Raw genomic sequence first — 13,909 nt, forward strand, 5'->3', positions numbered from 1 at the left:
TCCTCCTCGGGGGTCAGCCCAAGTAACCGATCAGCCGCAGTGCGGTTCCGCATCCGCTTTAGAGAATGAGCCCGCCGTCGACGACGATGGTCTGGCCGATGATGTAGGACGACAACGGCGAGGCCAGGAACAAGGCTGCACCGGCCATATCAGCCGGCGTGCCCAATCGCCGCAGCGGAATGCGTGACAGCGCGCCCTCGAGCCGCTGGGGATTGGAGGTCGTGACTTTTGTCATCTTGGTATCGACGAGCCCCGGCGCGATGCCGTTGACGCGGATGCCGTCCTCGGCCCAGGCCTCGCCCAGCGTCCGCGTCAATCCGACCGCGCCGGTCTTCGAGGCATTGTAGGCCGGATTGCCCATGGTGGAGTGGTAGGCCGCGGTCGACGAGACGATGATCAGCGATCCCCGCGAATCCCGCAGCATGGGATGAAAGCGCGTGGCGCAGGCCATCAAGCTCATGAGATTGACTTCGAGTACCCTACGGAAGCCGGTCATCTCGAATTCGCCGCGGCGATAGATCACCGCGCCCTGTGCCAGCACCAGCACGTCGAGACGTTCGAACGACGGCTTGAACGCTTCGATCGCCCTGGCATCGCTGACATCGAGCTGCGCGTACGCAAGACCGGTAAGATCCGAGCCTTCTTCCGGCGCGTAATCCTTCGCATGTGCGCGGGTGCCGCAGACTGCGACCTGTGCGCCCTTGGCACGAAAAGCTTGTGCGATGCCGTTGCCGATGCCGCTGGAACCGCCGACGACCAGCACCTGCCTGCTTGAGAAATCGAGCTCGTTCATCGCGGCCTCCCTTTGCTTTTGCTTTGTTTGACGTCTGTGTGGATCGATGCCAGCCTTGTCAATCGCACAACAATAAACGAGCAGGCCCGAGGAAGCAGCATGCCAGACTTCAAGCAGCTCAGCCGATCCGTCAAGGGAATGACCGTTCTCGTCACAGGCGCGGCAAGCGGCATGGGTCGCGCGACCGCACGCGTGTTCGGTGCGGAAGGCGCCAATGTCGCTGTAACCGACTACGACCCGGATGGAGCGCAAGCCGTCGCCAGGGAGGTCACCGCGAGCGGCGGCTCTGCCAAGGCGTGGAAGCTCGATGTTGCCAACGCCGGGGAGATCAGCCGCGTGGTGGGCGACGTCGCTGCGCATTTCGGCGGGCTCGACATCGTCGTCAACAATGCCGGCATTTCCGTACGCGTTGCGATCGACGACGAAAGTTACGAAGACGCCTGGGCCAAGGGCATCGCGGTGATGCTGACGGCGCATCCGCGCATCATCCGCGCCGCTCTCCCGCACCTGCGCAAATCGAACAGCCCGCGCATCGTCAACATCGCCTCCACCGAGGCGCTCGGCGCCACCGCGCTGCACAGCCCCTATTCCGCTGCCAAAGGCGGCGTTGCTAGCCTGACGCGCTCACTTGCCGTCGAGCTTGGTCGCGAGGGCATCACCGTGAACTGCATCTGTCCGGGGCCGATCCGCACCGCGATCACCGACCGGATTCCAGAAGATCACAAGACGATCTACGCCAAGCGCCGCACCGCGCTTGGCCGCTATGGCGACCCGGAGGAGGTCGCGCACATGACCTTGAGCCTGTGCCTGCCGGCGGCCTCGTTCCTGACCGGCGCGGTGATCCCGGTCGATGGCGGCTTGATGGCGCGGAACGCGTGAGAGCCATGCGCGCATAGCGTTGACATCGGCAGGCGCGGGGTTAGCCTTTTCACCAACAGAGCGGGCAAACCGCTCGCAGGCCCCGGGAGAACGCCAGGAGAATCGCCATGACGATCGCCATCCGGCAGCTTCAGAAGCATTTTGTCGGCGAGGTTTCGGGCCTCGATCTGCGCCAGCCGCTCACAAAGGACGAAGCGCGCCAGATCGAGGCTGCGATGGACAAATACGCGGTGCTGGTTTTTCGCGACCAGGACATCACCGACGAGCAGCAGATGGCCTTCGCGCTGAATTTCGGCCAGCGCGAGGATGCGCGCGGCGGCACCGTCACCAAGGAGAAGGACTACCGCCTCTCCTCGGGCCTGAACGATGTCAGCAATCTCGGCAAGGACGGCACGCCGCTGGCGAAGGACAGCCGCACGCATCTGTTCAATCTCGGCAATTGCCTCTGGCATTCCGACAGCTCGTTTCGTCCCATCCCCGCAAAGTTCTCGCTGCTGTCGGCGCGCGTGGTGAACCCCAAGGGCGGCAACACCGAATTCGCCGACATGCGCGCGGCTTATGACGCGCTCGACGACGAGACCAAGGCGGAGATCGAGGATATGATCTGCGAGCATTCGCTGATGTATTCGCGCGGCTCGCTCGGCTTCACCGAATATAGCGATGAGGAAAAGGCGATGTTCAAGCCGGTGTTGCAACGCTTGGTGCGCACGCACCCGGTGCATCGCCGCAAATCGCTGTACCTGTCCTCACATGCCGGCCAGATCGTCGGCATGAGCGTGCCCGAGGGCCGGCTGCTGCTGCGCGATCTCAACGAGCACGCGACGCAAGGAGAATTCGTCTACGTGCACAGATGGAGGCTGCATGATCTCGTGATGTGGGACAACCGCCAGACCATACACCGCGTCCGCCGCTACGATCAGTCGCAGCCCCGCGACATGCGCCGCGCGACCGTCGCCGGCACCGAACCGACGGTGCAGCAACAGGCGGCGGAGTAGGCAAGCTGCGACATCAGCGCAAGTATTTATTGTGATGCGCATTACACTTGGAACTTGAAGCATATGCTAGGCCATGTCGCTCGGCCTGAAGGGCGACGAATGCGACGACGCGAGTTCATTGTACTTTCAGTGGGCGCGGCCGTTGGCTGGCCGTTGGCCTCGTGCACGCAGCAGGCGACGGGCATGCGTCGTGTTGCGTTCCTCCATCCATACCTCGAGAACGATAGCGAAGTGCTGACCCGCGTCATTGCGTTTCGGGAGGGGCTCGAGGCGCTCGGGTGGATCGAGAACCGCAATATTCGAATTGAGCATCGATATACCGGCGGAGATCTGGGCCGAATCCGAGCCTACGCGACGGAGCTGGTGCGTTCGGCGCCGGACCTCATCGTCGGAAGCGGGACGCCAATCACCGCAGCACTGAAAGAAGCGACCAGCACCATTCCGATCGTATTCAACCTCGTCAACGATCCGGTCGGACAGGGTTTCGTGGCAAGCCTGTCGCGGCCGGGCGGCAACATCACCGGCTTCACCTTCATCGATTTCCTATTGATCGGGAAATGGATGGAGATGATTAAGGAGATTGCTCCCGGGGTCAGACATGTAGCGCTCATCTTCAATCCCGACACGACGCCTTTTTACCCGGCATTCCTGCGCGAACTCGAAGCGGCCCGCACATCGCTCGCCCTCGAGCTCTCCGCATCTCCTGTGCACGACGAGGCGGAGGTGGAGGCAGCCATCACGGCGCTCGCACGCGAGCCTGGCGGCGCTCTGATCGTTGCACCGGACGCATTCATCAACAATCACCGACGGGTGGTCATTACATTGACGGAACGACGAAGACTTCCTGCGATATACGGCTTCCGGCAGTTCACTGCGGAAGGGGCACTGATTTCCTATGGACCGAATACTGCCGACATAGTCCGACGCTCGGCTGGGTACGTCGATCGTATCCTCAAAGGTGAAAGACCGGCCGACCTTCCGGTGCAGGCGCCGACGAAATACGAGTTAGTCATCAATCTCAAAACTGCGAAAGCGCTTGGCATTGCACCAGCTCCTGAGCTGCTCGCTCGCGCCGCCGGGGTAATCCAATAGAACTTCTTTGTTGCGGTGCATGAGTCCGCGCCTGGCCCATCAATTGCGCACTCGGCCGGGACGACACCGGAGAGTGTGCAACGCCTACGCGTGCCCGGCCTCGTTCGAGAGCATGCCGGGATCGATGCCGATCTTGCGCAAGGCGCGGGCGTACTTGTCATCGACGTCGTCGCCGAAGATCAGGTCCGCATCCGCATCGCAATGCAGCCAGCCGTTGCTCTGGATCTCGGTCTCGAGCTGACCCGGCGCCCAGCCGGCATAGCCGAGCGCGAGGATGGCATGCTTCGGGCCGGAGCCGTTGGCGATCGCGCGCAGGATGTCGACGGTCGCTGTGAGGCAGACGCCGTCATCGATCCGCAGCGTCGCGTTCTCGATGTAGAAGTCGCTGGAATGCAGCACGAAGCCGCGCCCCGTATCGACCGGGCCGCCGCGGAGTACCTTCATACTCTCGGCGTTCTCCGGCAGCTTGATCTGGGCGCCCTTCTTGATGATACCGAGTTGCTCCAGCAACTCCGGAAAATCGATGCTGCCGGCGGGATGATTGACGATGATGCCCATCGCGCCCTCGGCCGAATGGGCGCAGAGATAGATCACCGAGCGCTCGAAGCGGGGGTCGCCCATGACCGGCATGGCGATCAAGAGCCGCCCGTCGAGATAGCCCGCCGAATTGGGGACGGCGGGGCCGGTCGCCGGGGTGCTGTCGCCAGTTCTCTTGCTCGCAGAACCCATCGGTGAAGCACTCCCCTCTCGGTTCATATCCTGATGTCGGGCTTGCCCGCTGTCAAATCAAGGCTTGCGTGGACCGAATTCCCCAAACCTTAATTCCCAAGAAGCCTTAATTCCCAAGCCTTAATCCCAAGCCTTAATCCCAAGCCAAATTCCAATGCATCCATCACAAGCAATTCAATGGTTTGCGCCGGATCGACCTTGTAAAGACGTGCCATGCTCACCATAGTTCCCAAACACGCCGCGACCATCGTCGCCGCTACCTTGCTCGTGTCGGCGCAGCCCTCGAGCGTCCGCGCCGACGACGCCTCGCCTTGGCAGCGCGACGGCCATTCCGCGGTACGCCTTTTGGCGGGATCGCGCAGCGGCCCGGTGCTGCTAGGCGGCATCGCATTTCAGCTTCAGCACGGCTGGAAGACCTATTGGCGCACGCCCGGCGATTCCGGCGTTCCGCCGCGCTTCGACTTCTCCAAGTCCGAAAATGTCGAAGCTGTGACCGTGATGTGGCCGGCGCCGCTGAAGTTCGACGACGGTGCCGGCGGCCATTCGATCGGCTATCACGACCAGATCGTGCTACCGTTGCGCATCGTCGCCAAGGCGCCGGACAAGCCGGTGACCCTGCGCGCCGAGATCAACTACGCGGTGTGCGAAAAGCTCTGCATCCCCGTCGAGGCGAGCGCCGAGCTGGGCTTCAACAGCGTCGCCTCGACCGAGGACGGCGCGCTGTTCGCGGCGCTCGACACCGTGCCGAAGCCCGCCAATATCGGCGATCCCACTCCGCTGACCATCCGCGACGTCAAACGCGAGGGCGCGACGAAGGTGGTGGTCGACGTGGCCACGCCCGATGGGCGCGACGTCAACCTGTTCGTGGAGGGGCCGACGCCCGAATGGGCGCTGCCGATCCCCTCGCCGCTCGAGCACAGCCCGGCGGGCATCAAGCGCTTCGCCTTCGAGCTCGACAGCCTGCCGCCCGGCGCCAAGCCCGACGGCGCCGCGTTGAAGTTCACGCTGGTGGGGCCGGAGAAGTCGTACGAGTTCAATGTGAATCTGGATTGAGTCCGACTGTCGTCCTGGACAAGCGCAGCGAAGCGGAGCGCAGATCCAGGACCCATAACCCCAGGGAGTAGTTTGGCGAAGACTCGTGGTAGCCAGCTCGCACCACAACTCCTCCCTTTGGGTTATGGGTCCCGGCCTTCGCCGGGACGACACGATGGGATGGAGGCCCTCCACCCAACCGTTTCTTAACGAATGGTTGCTACGCCCAACCTGCCGCATCATGCATGCGGGGGCGCAGGGATCTTCGACGTGGCCGTGATGGACGCACAACCCGCAACGAGTGAGCCTGTCGGGCTCTTCGCACGGTTGCGCACCAAATTGACCGGCGCGGGCGGCGGCACGAGCGAGGCGTCGCTGACACGGCGGCTCGCGGGCACCATCTTCCTCATCCGCGTGATCAGCGCAGGTCTTGCCTATCTCTCGCAGATCCTGCTGGCGCGCTGGATGGGCACGTCCGACTACGGCGTCTATGTCTATGTCTGGACCTGGGTGCTGCTGCTCGGCAGCATGATGGATTTCGGCATCTCGGCGTCCGCACAGAAAATCATTCCGGAATACCGCACCAGCGGCGAGCAGGCACTGCTGCGCGGCTTTCTCTCCGGCAGCCGCTGGCTGACCTTCGTCGTCTCGAGCGTCATTTCGCTTGCGCTGGCCGGCGTCGTCCTCATGCTTTCGCCATGGATCGATCCGGCGGCACGGCTGCCGCTCTATATCGGCTGCATGACGCTGCCGGCCTTCGTCGTGGCCAATACCCAGGACGGCATCGCCCGTGCACACGACTGGATGCAGCTCGGTCTGATGCCGCAATTCATCATCCGCCAGGCGCTGATCATCGGTATCACCGCGTCCGCCTTCCTGCTCGGCTTTCATCTCGGCGCGATCGCCGCGATGGTGGCAAGCGCAGGCGCGGTGTGGATCGCAATGACCGGCCAGATGGTGGTGCTGAACCGCAAGCTCGCGGGCCATGTCGCGGACGGCCCCAAGGCCTACGACATCAGCGGCTGGCTTGCCATCTCGCTGCCGATCATGCTGGTCGAGAGTTTTTACCTGCTGTTGTCCTACACCGACGTGCTGGTGCTCCAGCAATTCCGCCCCTCCGACGAGGTCGGCGTCTATTTTGCCGTGGTGAAGACGCTGGCGCTGGTGTCCTTCATCCACTACGCGATGTCGGCAACGACGGCGCATCGCTTTGCCGAATACAACGCGCTCGGCGACAAGACTCGCCTGTCGGCCTATGTGGCGCATGCCATCAACTGGACGTTCTGGCCCTCGCTCGCCGCGACCGCCGTGCTGCTGGCACTCGGCAAGCCGCTGCTCTGGCTGTTCGGACCGCAATTCCTGATCGGTTACGACATCATGTTCATCGCCGCGATCGGGCTCGTGGTGCGCGCCGCGATCGGGCCGGTCGAGCGTCTCCTCAACATGCTCGGCCACCAGAAGATCTGCGCGCTCGCCTACGCGCTCGCCTTCGTGATGAACGTCATCCTCTGCATCGCGCTGGTGCCGCGCTTCGGCGGCCACGGCGCGGCCGCCGCGACCTCGATCTCGCTCACCTTCGAGACCGTGCTGTTGTTCTGGATCGTGCGGCAGCGGCTCGGCCTGCACGTGCTGGCGTTCGGCCAATAGACAGCAAAAAAACGCCTCTCCCGAGCGGAACCTTTTCAGCCTCTTCCTCGTTTGACTTCGCCTTGCGCCGCAAAACGGTCATTTCGTGGGGAGGGGGCATTTGGGCAAAAATCACCACCAATCTTCAATCAACGCATGGTTTCTTCTTATTTTTCCGCGGTCCATTGCCGCCAGCAGCAACTTTATTCTACGCATATTGCGTGACCAACGAGATAAACCTAGACTCGCCAAGACATGATTGACCCGCTTTACGTCGCTTCAGGATTCGGCGTCGGCCTGCTTGTCGGGATGACCGGCGTTGGCGGCGGCTCGCTGATGACCCCGCTGCTGATCCTGTTGTTCGGCGTCCATCCCTCGACCGCGGTCGGGACCGACCTGCTCTACGCCGCCGGCACCAAGACGGGCGGCAGCGTAGTGCATGGCTGGTCGCGCAGCGTGCACTGGCCCGCGGTGCTGCGGCTGGCCTGCGGCAGCATTCCGGCGAGCGCCGTGACGCTGTTCGTGCTGTGGAAGCTCGATCTCAAGAGCGACGCCGAGCGCAGCCTGGTCAATCTGGTGCTGTGCTTCGCGTTGCTGCTCACCGCAACGTCGCTGATCTTCCGCAAGGCGATCATGGATCGCTGGCGGCGTTCGCTCGAGCGCGTCGAGGACCGCACCACCGCAATCGCGACCGTGGTCACCGGTGCCGTGCTCGGCGTACTGGTCTCGATCTCATCGGTGGGCGCCGGCGCGGTCGGCGTGACCGTGCTGCTCCTGCTCTACCCGCGCCTGCCGATGGCGACCATCGTCGGCTCCGACATCGCACACGCCGTCCCGCTGACGCTGGTGGCCGGCACCGGACACTGGGCACTCGGCGACGTGGATTGGGCGCTGATGGGCGTGCTGCTGATGGGCTCGCTGCCCGGCATCGTGCTCGGCAGCTTCAGCGCGACGCGCGTGCCGGAGACGGTGCTGCGCATGACGCTTGCCTGCGTCCTCTTCGTGGTCGCCGGCAAGATCATGTTCGTTGAGCTGAACCTGTCGTCGGCGATCGTGACCGCGCTGGCCTGGACTCATTGAACGCAGAACGGCCGCACAACTCACACTGTCATCGCCCGGCTTGACCGGGCGATCCAGTACTCCGAGGCGGCTGCGATTGAATCGATAGGCCGCGGCGTACTGGATGCCCCGCCTTCGCGAGGGCATAACAGAGAGTGGATTTACTCCGCCGTCCAGCCGCCGTCGATCGACAGATTGGTGCCGGTGATCTGCGCAGCATCGTCGCTGCACAGGAACAGCGCCAGCGCCGCCACCTGCTCGGAGGTGACGAACTCTTTCGTCGGCTGCGCGTCGAGCAGAACGTCGTTGATGACCTGCTCGCGCGTCAGATTGCGCGCCTTCATCGTGTCCGGAATCTGCTTCTCGACCAGCGGCGTCCAGACGTAGCCGGGGCTGATGCAGTTGCAGGTGATCTTGTTGGTCGCCACCTCGAGCGCCACGGTCTTGGTGAGGCCGGCGATGCCATGCTTGGCCGAGACGTAAGCCGACTTGAAGGGCGAGGCGACCAGCGAATGCGCCGACGCCGTGTTGATGATGCGGCCCCAGCCGCGCTTCTTCATGCCAGGCACCGCGGCGCGGATGCCGTGGAAAGCAGAGGACAGGTTGATCGCGATGATCTGGTCCCATTTCTCGATCGGGAATTCCTCGATCGGCGAGACGAACTGGATGCCGGCATTGTTGACGAGGACGTCGACCGAGCCGAAGGACTTCTCGCCGAGCGCGATCATCCCGGCGATCTCGGCGGGCTTGGTCATGTCGGCGGGCGAGTAGATCGCCTTCACCTTGAAGTCGGCCTCGATCTTGGCACGCTCCTTCTCGATATCCTCGGGCGAGCCGAAGCCGTTGATGACGACGTTGGCGCCGGCCCCCGCAAAGGCACGCGCATAGGCGAGCCCGATGCCGCTGGTCGATCCGGTCACGACGGCGTTCCTGCCTGACAAGCTACCCATATCATTCACTCCTGGTTGAGGCCGGGGGCACGGGTACGTCCCCTGTGAGATCGTAAGTCACCATGGTCTCGCCGGATTGCGGCTTTTCGAGCCAATCCTTGTGGCGCATCGACAAGTGCACGTCGCGGACGCCGGCTTCCCAATGCTCGACCATGGCGACATGCGAGAAGTCGTAGTCCTTGGACGAGGACTCGTAGTTCTTGCTGCGGTAGATCAGGTGCACGACGGTCACGGTACTTTCGCGCGCCGCCTTGGCGAGGAATTCGACCGAGGGATCGTTCTTCAGATAATCCGGCAATTTGCTGATCAGGTCGCGCACGGCCCTGCGAGCATTGTGCAACTGCTTGTTCTTGTCGGTGTTCATCCGCGTGCGGCTGGAAAAGCGGATGTCCTTCTCGCGCTCGGCGGCCTCGAGCAGTGAGGTCGGCAAGTCGCCGCGCGCGCTGAACAGGTCCACCTGGAAGATCAGCATGTCGCGCTCGAATTCGGCATCGAGCACGTAGTCGAGCGGCGTGTTCGAGGCGATGCCGCCGTCCCAGTAATGCTCACCGTCGATGATGACGGAGGGAAAGCCCGGCGGCAGCGCGCCAGAGGCCATGATGTGCTCGGGTCCGATCTTCTTGCCGAGCTTCTTGAACTCGTAGTTGTCGAAATACTTGAAGTTGCCCGAGGTGACGCCGACCGCGCCGATCGACAGGCGCGTCTTCAGATCGTTGATGCGGTCGAAATCGACCAGCCGCTCCAGTGTCCTCTTCAAGGGCGCGGTGTCGTAATAGCTCTCCGCCTCCGGATGACCCGGCGGCCAGAGTGGTGCGGGCGGGACCCGCGGGACGAAGAAGCCCGGCACGCCGAAGGTCGCGATCAATGCGGCGCTGGTGGAGTTGAACAGCTCGCGGCTGTGATCGCTCTTGCCGATCGGCTTCCAGGGCACGGGCGCCGACACCATCTCCCAGAATTCCTTGAGCCGCTTGATGCGGGTCTGGCCCTCATTGCCGGCAATGATGGCGGCGTTGACCGCTCCGATCGAGATGCCGGCGACCCATTCCGGCTCGAAGCCGAAATGGCAGAGCGACTGGTAAGCGCCTGCCTGATAGGAGCCGAGCGCGCCACCGCCCTGGAGCACCAGGACGCGCTGCGCATTGGCGGGAATTCTGTTCGATGCCGGGCCTTGATGATCGGTCATGAGGGGATCAATGGACTGAGGGCGACCCACCGTGACCCCAGTTCACGGCTGCGTCAATGTTTTGGGGATCAAGACTGGCTTATCGGGGCTCGGTAGATGCCAGAATCATCGTCCAGAACACCTTGTATTTGGTGTTCGGAGCATAGCTCGCCGCTATGCCCAATTTTGTGACACCGCTCTTGAGCATGTTGGCACGGTGCGGAGGCGAGTCGCGCCAGCCGGAAAATGCTTCCGCCAGCGTATGATAGCCGGCCGAGATGTTCTCGACCGCGACGGTCGCCGGATAGCCGCCGGCGGCGAGCCGCTTGGCGAGCGGCGCGCGGACGTCGTGGTTCATCTTGTTGGCAGCCGCCATCGCCTGGGACTGGGATTCCGCCAGTCTCATCAGGTCGGGATCGATGATGACCGTGCCGAGGCTGTTGTTCTGGCGGTACTGCGAGATCATCACGGCGGCTGCCTGCGCATCGAGCCGCGCTCCTGATACGGCCATGTCGGCATACATCGACGGCTGCTCGACCGGCGCTTCATTGCCCGCGCAGCCGGCGAGAAGCAAAGTGATGAGAATTGCGGCCGCAGCGCGCATGAATCAGGGCCCCCAAAAAGACGGGCCGTTGTTGCATACCAACCGTGGCTGAAAGGTGAATTTTGCGGAAAATGCTGCCGTCATTCCGGGGCGATGCGAAGCATCGAACCCGGAATCTCGAGATTGTGACGCGAGTTTCCGGGGGCGCGCTATCGCGCGCCCCCGGAATGACGATGTTCTAGGCTGCAAAAATCCGATAACGGCGGAGCTCCAGGCCAACCCTGTCGCCGGCGCGCAACTCCTTGTCGCGGGGCGCGTCAATCTCGATGGTTTCGCCGCTGAACAGCGCGACTTCCGCCCGCTGGACGGGTCCGAAGTTCCGCACATGCTGCACGGCGCCCTCGAAGGCGCCACTGCCGGGCGGACCGACCAGCATGTCATGTCGCCGTACGAACAGCCGTGACGCGCCAGACGTGAGCCCGTCGGCTGCGAGCCCGAGCGGCCGATCGCCAAGCCGGACCACGCCATCGGCAACCTGAACCGGCAGCTCGATGGATTCGCCGATGAAGCCGTGCACGAAGGCGGTCGCCGGGCTCTCATAGACATCAGCGGGCGAGCCGATCTGCTCGATCTTGCCCTTGTCCATCACCACGACCCGGTTGGCGACTTCGAGTGCCTCCTCCTGATCGTGCGTGACGAAGATCGAGGTGACGTTGATCTCGTGATGCAACGAGCGCAGCCATTTGCGCAGCTCCTTGCGTACCTTCGCATCCAGCGCACCGAAGGGCTCGTCGAGCAACAGGATCCGCGGCTCGATCGCGAGCGCGCGCGCCAGCGCGATGCGCTGGCGCTGGCCGCCGGAAAGCTGGCTTGGATAGCGGTCGGCGAGCCAGTCGAGCTGCACGAGATCGAGCAACTCCTTTACGCGCGCGCGGATGGCGGACTCGTCCTTCCGGACCGCGCGCGGCTGCACGCGCAGGCCGAAGGCGACGTTCTCGAACACCGTCATGTGGCGAAACAGTGCGTAGTGCTGGAACACGAAACCGACATTCCGTTCGCGTGCGCCCTGCTCCAGCGCATCCTCGCCGTTGAAGGCAAGCTCGCCGGAATCGGGCCAGTCGAGGCCGGCGATGATCCGTAGCAACGTCGTCTTGCCGGAGCCGGACGGACCGAGCAGTGCCAGCAGCTCGCCATTGTCGACCTTGAGGTCGACGCCGTCGAGCGCAGCAAAGCGGCCGAACTTCTTGACCAGATTCTTGACTTCAATGGTCACGGGCGTCGTGTCCTTCGTCCAGATGACGTTCGAGAATGGTCTTTGCGATCAGCGTGATCAGCGCCAGCATCGCGAGCAGCGAGGCGATCGCAAACGCGGCGACGAACTGGTATTCGTTGTAGAGAATTTCGACCAGCAGCGGCATGGTGTTGGTTTCGCCGCGGATATGGCCGGACACGACGGAGACCGCGCCGAACTCACCCATCGCGCGCGCGTTGCAAAGCAGGACGCCGTAAAGCACGCCCCATTTGATATTGGGCAAGGTCACACGGAAAAACGTTTGCAGGCCCGAGGCGCCGAGCGAGATCGCGGCCTCCTCCTCCTGCGTGCCCTGCTCCTGCATCAGCGGGATCAGCGCACGCGCCACAAAGGGGAAGGTCACGAATGTGGTCGCAAGGGCAATACCAGGCACCGCGAACAGGATCTGGATGTCGTGGTCACGCAGCCAGCCACCGAAATAGCCCTGCGCGCCGAACAGCAGCACGAAGACGAGACCCGAGATCACGGGGCTCACCGAGAACGGCAGGTCGATCATTGTGATCAGGAATGTCTTGCCCTTGAACTCGAACTTGGCGATCGCCCAGGCCGCGACAAGACCGAACACGAGATTGAGGCCGACCGAGATCGCCGCCACCAGCAGCGTCAGCCGGATCGCAGCCAGCGCCTCCGGCTCCGACAGCGCCGCGAGGTAGGCCATGATGCCTTTGGAGAAGGCCTGCGCGAACACCACGACCAGTGGCAGCACGACGAAGACGGTGAGGAAGAGGATCGCGACGGAGATGATCGCGATCCGCACCGCCCTCGGTTCGGTACGAAGGTTTTCGCGCGCGGCGATCGCATGCAAGCGCGCCTTCGTGTCGGGCGTGGAGAGCGAAACCGAATCGGCGATCTGCATCGTCATCGTACCAGCCTCACTGCACCGGAATCCGGTTCTGCGCCCAGCGCTGCAACCGGTTGACCGCGAAAATGATGACAAAGGACACGACGAGCATGACGACCGCGATCGCGGTCGCGTCGGCATAACGGAACTCTGAGAGCCGGATCACGATCAAAAGCGGCGCGATCTCGGACACGTTGGGCAGGTTGCCGGCGATGAAAATTACCGAGCCGTATTCGCCGACCGCGCGCGCGAAGGCGAGCGCAAGACCCGTCAGCAGCGCCGGCCCAAGCGAGGGCAGGATCACGCGGATGATGGTCTGCCAGCGGCTGGCCCCCAGACTGCCCGCGGCCTCCTCGATCTCGGGATCGAGGTCTTGCAGCACCGGCTGCACGGTGCGCACCACGAAGGGGATGCCGATGAAGATCATGGCGATGAAGATGCCGAGCGGCGTGAACGCCACCTTGATGCCGAGGGCCGCGAGCGGCGCACCCAGCCAGCCCTTCTCGGCAAACAGCGAGGTCAGCGCAACGCCGGCGACCGCGGTCGGCAGCGCAAAGGGCACGTCGACGATGGCATCGAACAACCGCCGGCCGGGAAAACGGTAGCGCACCAGCGCCCAGACGATGATGCTGCCCATGACCAGATTGACGCAGGCCGCCGCGAAGGCGAGTCCGAAGGACACGCGCAAGGCGTTCAGCGTCCGGCGGCTGGAAACAATGGCCCAGAACTGCTCGGGGCTGAGCTCGAGCGTGCGCAGGAAGAGGCCTGCGAGCGGAATCAGGATGATGATCGACAGCCAGGACAGCGTCAGTCCCATCGTGAGACCGAAGCCCGGCAGTGTTCGTCGTCGTGCTGCGATTGCGCTCACCAGGCCCCCTGCTTAAGCCCACCTACG

The 13,909-nt window shown here is 63.5% G+C and carries 15 protein-coding genes; 6 read left to right on the top strand and 9 right to left on the bottom strand.

The genetic code is table 11. The features are described from left to right. Positions 1-58 precede the first annotated feature (58 nt). Positions 59-793, bottom strand: coding sequence for an SDR family NAD(P)-dependent oxidoreductase (locus tag NLM33_RS26030; protein ID WP_254100102.1), 735 nt, complete (start codon positions 791-793; stop codon positions 59-61). A 99-nt stretch (positions 794-892) separates the two neighbouring features. Here NLM33_RS26030 and NLM33_RS26035 point away from each other — a divergent pair, with 99 nt between their 5' ends. From NLM33_RS26035 to NLM33_RS26045, 3 genes are all read left to right on the top strand, one after another. After that, positions 893-1,672 (top strand): SDR family NAD(P)-dependent oxidoreductase, encoded by a 780-nt coding sequence (locus tag NLM33_RS26035; protein ID WP_254100104.1) that lies wholly within the window; start codon positions 893-895, stop codon positions 1,670-1,672. A 107-nt stretch (positions 1,673-1,779) separates the two neighbouring features. Continuing rightward, positions 1,780-2,667 (top strand): TauD/TfdA family dioxygenase, encoded by an 888-nt coding sequence (locus NLM33_RS26040; RefSeq protein WP_254100106.1) that lies wholly within the window; start codon positions 1,780-1,782, stop codon positions 2,665-2,667. Between the two features lie 183 nt (positions 2,668-2,850). Further along, complete coding sequence (locus tag NLM33_RS26045; protein ID WP_254100108.1) at positions 2,851-3,759, top strand: ABC transporter substrate-binding protein; 909 nt, start codon at positions 2,851-2,853, stop codon at positions 3,757-3,759. A gap of 84 nt (positions 3,760-3,843) precedes the next feature. Here NLM33_RS26045 and NLM33_RS26050 read toward each other — a convergent pair whose 3' ends face one another. Together NLM33_RS26050 and NLM33_RS49315 are read right to left on the bottom strand one after the other, a co-directional pair. Further along, the gene (locus NLM33_RS26050; RefSeq protein ID WP_254100110.1) at positions 3,844-4,488 is read right to left on the bottom strand and encodes a YqgE/AlgH family protein; all 645 of its coding nucleotides are present in this window, start codon (positions 4,486-4,488) and stop codon (positions 3,844-3,846) included. An 89-nt stretch (positions 4,489-4,577) separates the two neighbouring features. Beyond that, positions 4,578-4,703, bottom strand: coding sequence for a hypothetical protein (locus NLM33_RS49315; RefSeq protein WP_256570554.1), 126 nt, complete (start codon positions 4,701-4,703; stop codon positions 4,578-4,580). Here NLM33_RS49315 and NLM33_RS26055 point away from each other — a divergent pair. From NLM33_RS26055 to NLM33_RS26065, 3 genes are all read left to right on the top strand, one after another. After that, positions 4,702-5,541: a protein-disulfide reductase DsbD domain-containing protein gene (locus NLM33_RS26055; protein ID WP_254100112.1), complete on the top strand. Its 840-nt coding sequence runs from the start codon at positions 4,702-4,704 to the stop codon at positions 5,539-5,541. The genes NLM33_RS49315 and NLM33_RS26055 overlap by 2 nt on opposite strands. Before the next feature lie 249 nt (positions 5,542-5,790). Continuing rightward, complete coding sequence (locus NLM33_RS26060; protein ID WP_254100114.1) at positions 5,791-7,167, top strand: oligosaccharide flippase family protein; 1,377 nt, start codon at positions 5,791-5,793, stop codon at positions 7,165-7,167. Positions 7,168-7,401: 234 nt separating this feature from the next. Continuing rightward, positions 7,402-8,226 carry a sulfite exporter TauE/SafE family protein gene (locus NLM33_RS26065; protein ID WP_254100116.1) on the top strand — a complete coding sequence of 275 codons (825 nt, stop codon included), beginning with the start codon at positions 7,402-7,404 and terminating at the stop codon, positions 8,224-8,226. A 140-nt stretch (positions 8,227-8,366) separates the two neighbouring features. Here the strand turns inward: NLM33_RS26065 and NLM33_RS26070 are convergent, their stop codons facing one another. The 6 genes from NLM33_RS26070 to cysT form a co-directional block, all read right to left on the bottom strand. Beyond that, positions 8,367-9,155: a 3-hydroxybutyrate dehydrogenase gene (locus NLM33_RS26070; RefSeq protein WP_254100118.1), complete on the bottom strand. Its 789-nt coding sequence runs from the start codon at positions 9,153-9,155 to the stop codon at positions 8,367-8,369. Position 9,156: 1 nt separating this feature from the next. Beyond that, positions 9,157-10,338 carry a patatin-like phospholipase family protein gene (locus NLM33_RS26075; protein ID WP_254100120.1) on the bottom strand — a complete coding sequence of 394 codons (1,182 nt, stop codon included), beginning with the start codon at positions 10,336-10,338 and terminating at the stop codon, positions 9,157-9,159. A 79-nt stretch (positions 10,339-10,417) separates the two neighbouring features. Next, positions 10,418-10,921, bottom strand: coding sequence for a CAP domain-containing protein (locus NLM33_RS26080; protein WP_254100122.1), 504 nt, complete (start codon positions 10,919-10,921; stop codon positions 10,418-10,420). A gap of 178 nt (positions 10,922-11,099) precedes the next feature. Continuing rightward, positions 11,100-12,134 carry a sulfate/molybdate ABC transporter ATP-binding protein gene (locus tag NLM33_RS26085; RefSeq protein ID WP_254100124.1) on the bottom strand — a complete coding sequence of 345 codons (1,035 nt, stop codon included), beginning with the start codon at positions 12,132-12,134 and terminating at the stop codon, positions 11,100-11,102. Next, on the bottom strand, positions 12,124-13,035 hold the full coding sequence (cysW, locus tag NLM33_RS26090; RefSeq protein WP_254100126.1) for a sulfate ABC transporter permease subunit CysW: 912 nt from the start codon (positions 13,033-13,035) through the stop codon (positions 12,124-12,126). The genes NLM33_RS26085 and cysW overlap by 11 nt, the downstream gene beginning before the upstream one ends. A 10-nt stretch (positions 13,036-13,045) precedes the next feature. Further along, positions 13,046-13,882: a sulfate ABC transporter permease subunit CysT gene (cysT, locus tag NLM33_RS26095; RefSeq protein WP_256570555.1), complete on the bottom strand. Its 837-nt coding sequence runs from the start codon at positions 13,880-13,882 to the stop codon at positions 13,046-13,048. Between the last annotated feature and the right edge of the window lie 27 nt (positions 13,883-13,909).

This window comes from Bradyrhizobium sp. CCGUVB1N3 (assembly GCF_024199925.1).
In the GTDB taxonomy this organism is placed as follows: Bacteria; Pseudomonadota; Alphaproteobacteria; order Rhizobiales; family Xanthobacteraceae; genus Bradyrhizobium.

Coding starts and splice junctions, on each gene's coding strand:
- NLM33_RS26030 (WP_254100102.1), bottom strand. CDS start 793: ATGAACGAGCTCGATTTCTCAAGCAGGCAGGTGCTGGTCGTCGGCGGT.
- NLM33_RS26035 (WP_254100104.1), top strand. CDS start 893: ATGCCAGACTTCAAGCAGCTCAGCCGATCCGTCAAGGGAATGACCGTT.
- NLM33_RS26040 (WP_254100106.1), top strand. CDS start 1,780: ATGACGATCGCCATCCGGCAGCTTCAGAAGCATTTTGTCGGCGAGGTT.
- NLM33_RS26045 (WP_254100108.1), top strand. CDS start 2,851: ATGCGTCGTGTTGCGTTCCTCCATCCATACCTCGAGAACGATAGCGAA.
- NLM33_RS26050 (WP_254100110.1), bottom strand. CDS start 4,488: ATGGGTTCTGCGAGCAAGAGAACTGGCGACAGCACCCCGGCGACCGGC.
- NLM33_RS26055 (WP_254100112.1), top strand. CDS start 4,702: ATGCTCACCATAGTTCCCAAACACGCCGCGACCATCGTCGCCGCTACC.
- NLM33_RS49315 (WP_256570554.1), bottom strand. CDS start 4,703: ATGGCACGTCTTTACAAGGTCGATCCGGCGCAAACCATTGAATTGCTT.
- NLM33_RS26065 (WP_254100116.1), top strand. CDS start 7,402: ATGATTGACCCGCTTTACGTCGCTTCAGGATTCGGCGTCGGCCTGCTT.
- NLM33_RS26070 (WP_254100118.1), bottom strand. CDS start 9,155: ATGGGTAGCTTGTCAGGCAGGAACGCCGTCGTGACCGGATCGACCAGC.
- NLM33_RS26075 (WP_254100120.1), bottom strand. CDS start 10,338: ATGACCGATCATCAAGGCCCGGCATCGAACAGAATTCCCGCCAATGCG.
- NLM33_RS26080 (WP_254100122.1), bottom strand. CDS start 10,921: ATGCGCGCTGCGGCCGCAATTCTCATCACTTTGCTTCTCGCCGGCTGC.
- cysW (WP_254100126.1), bottom strand. CDS start 13,035: ATGACGATGCAGATCGCCGATTCGGTTTCGCTCTCCACGCCCGACACG.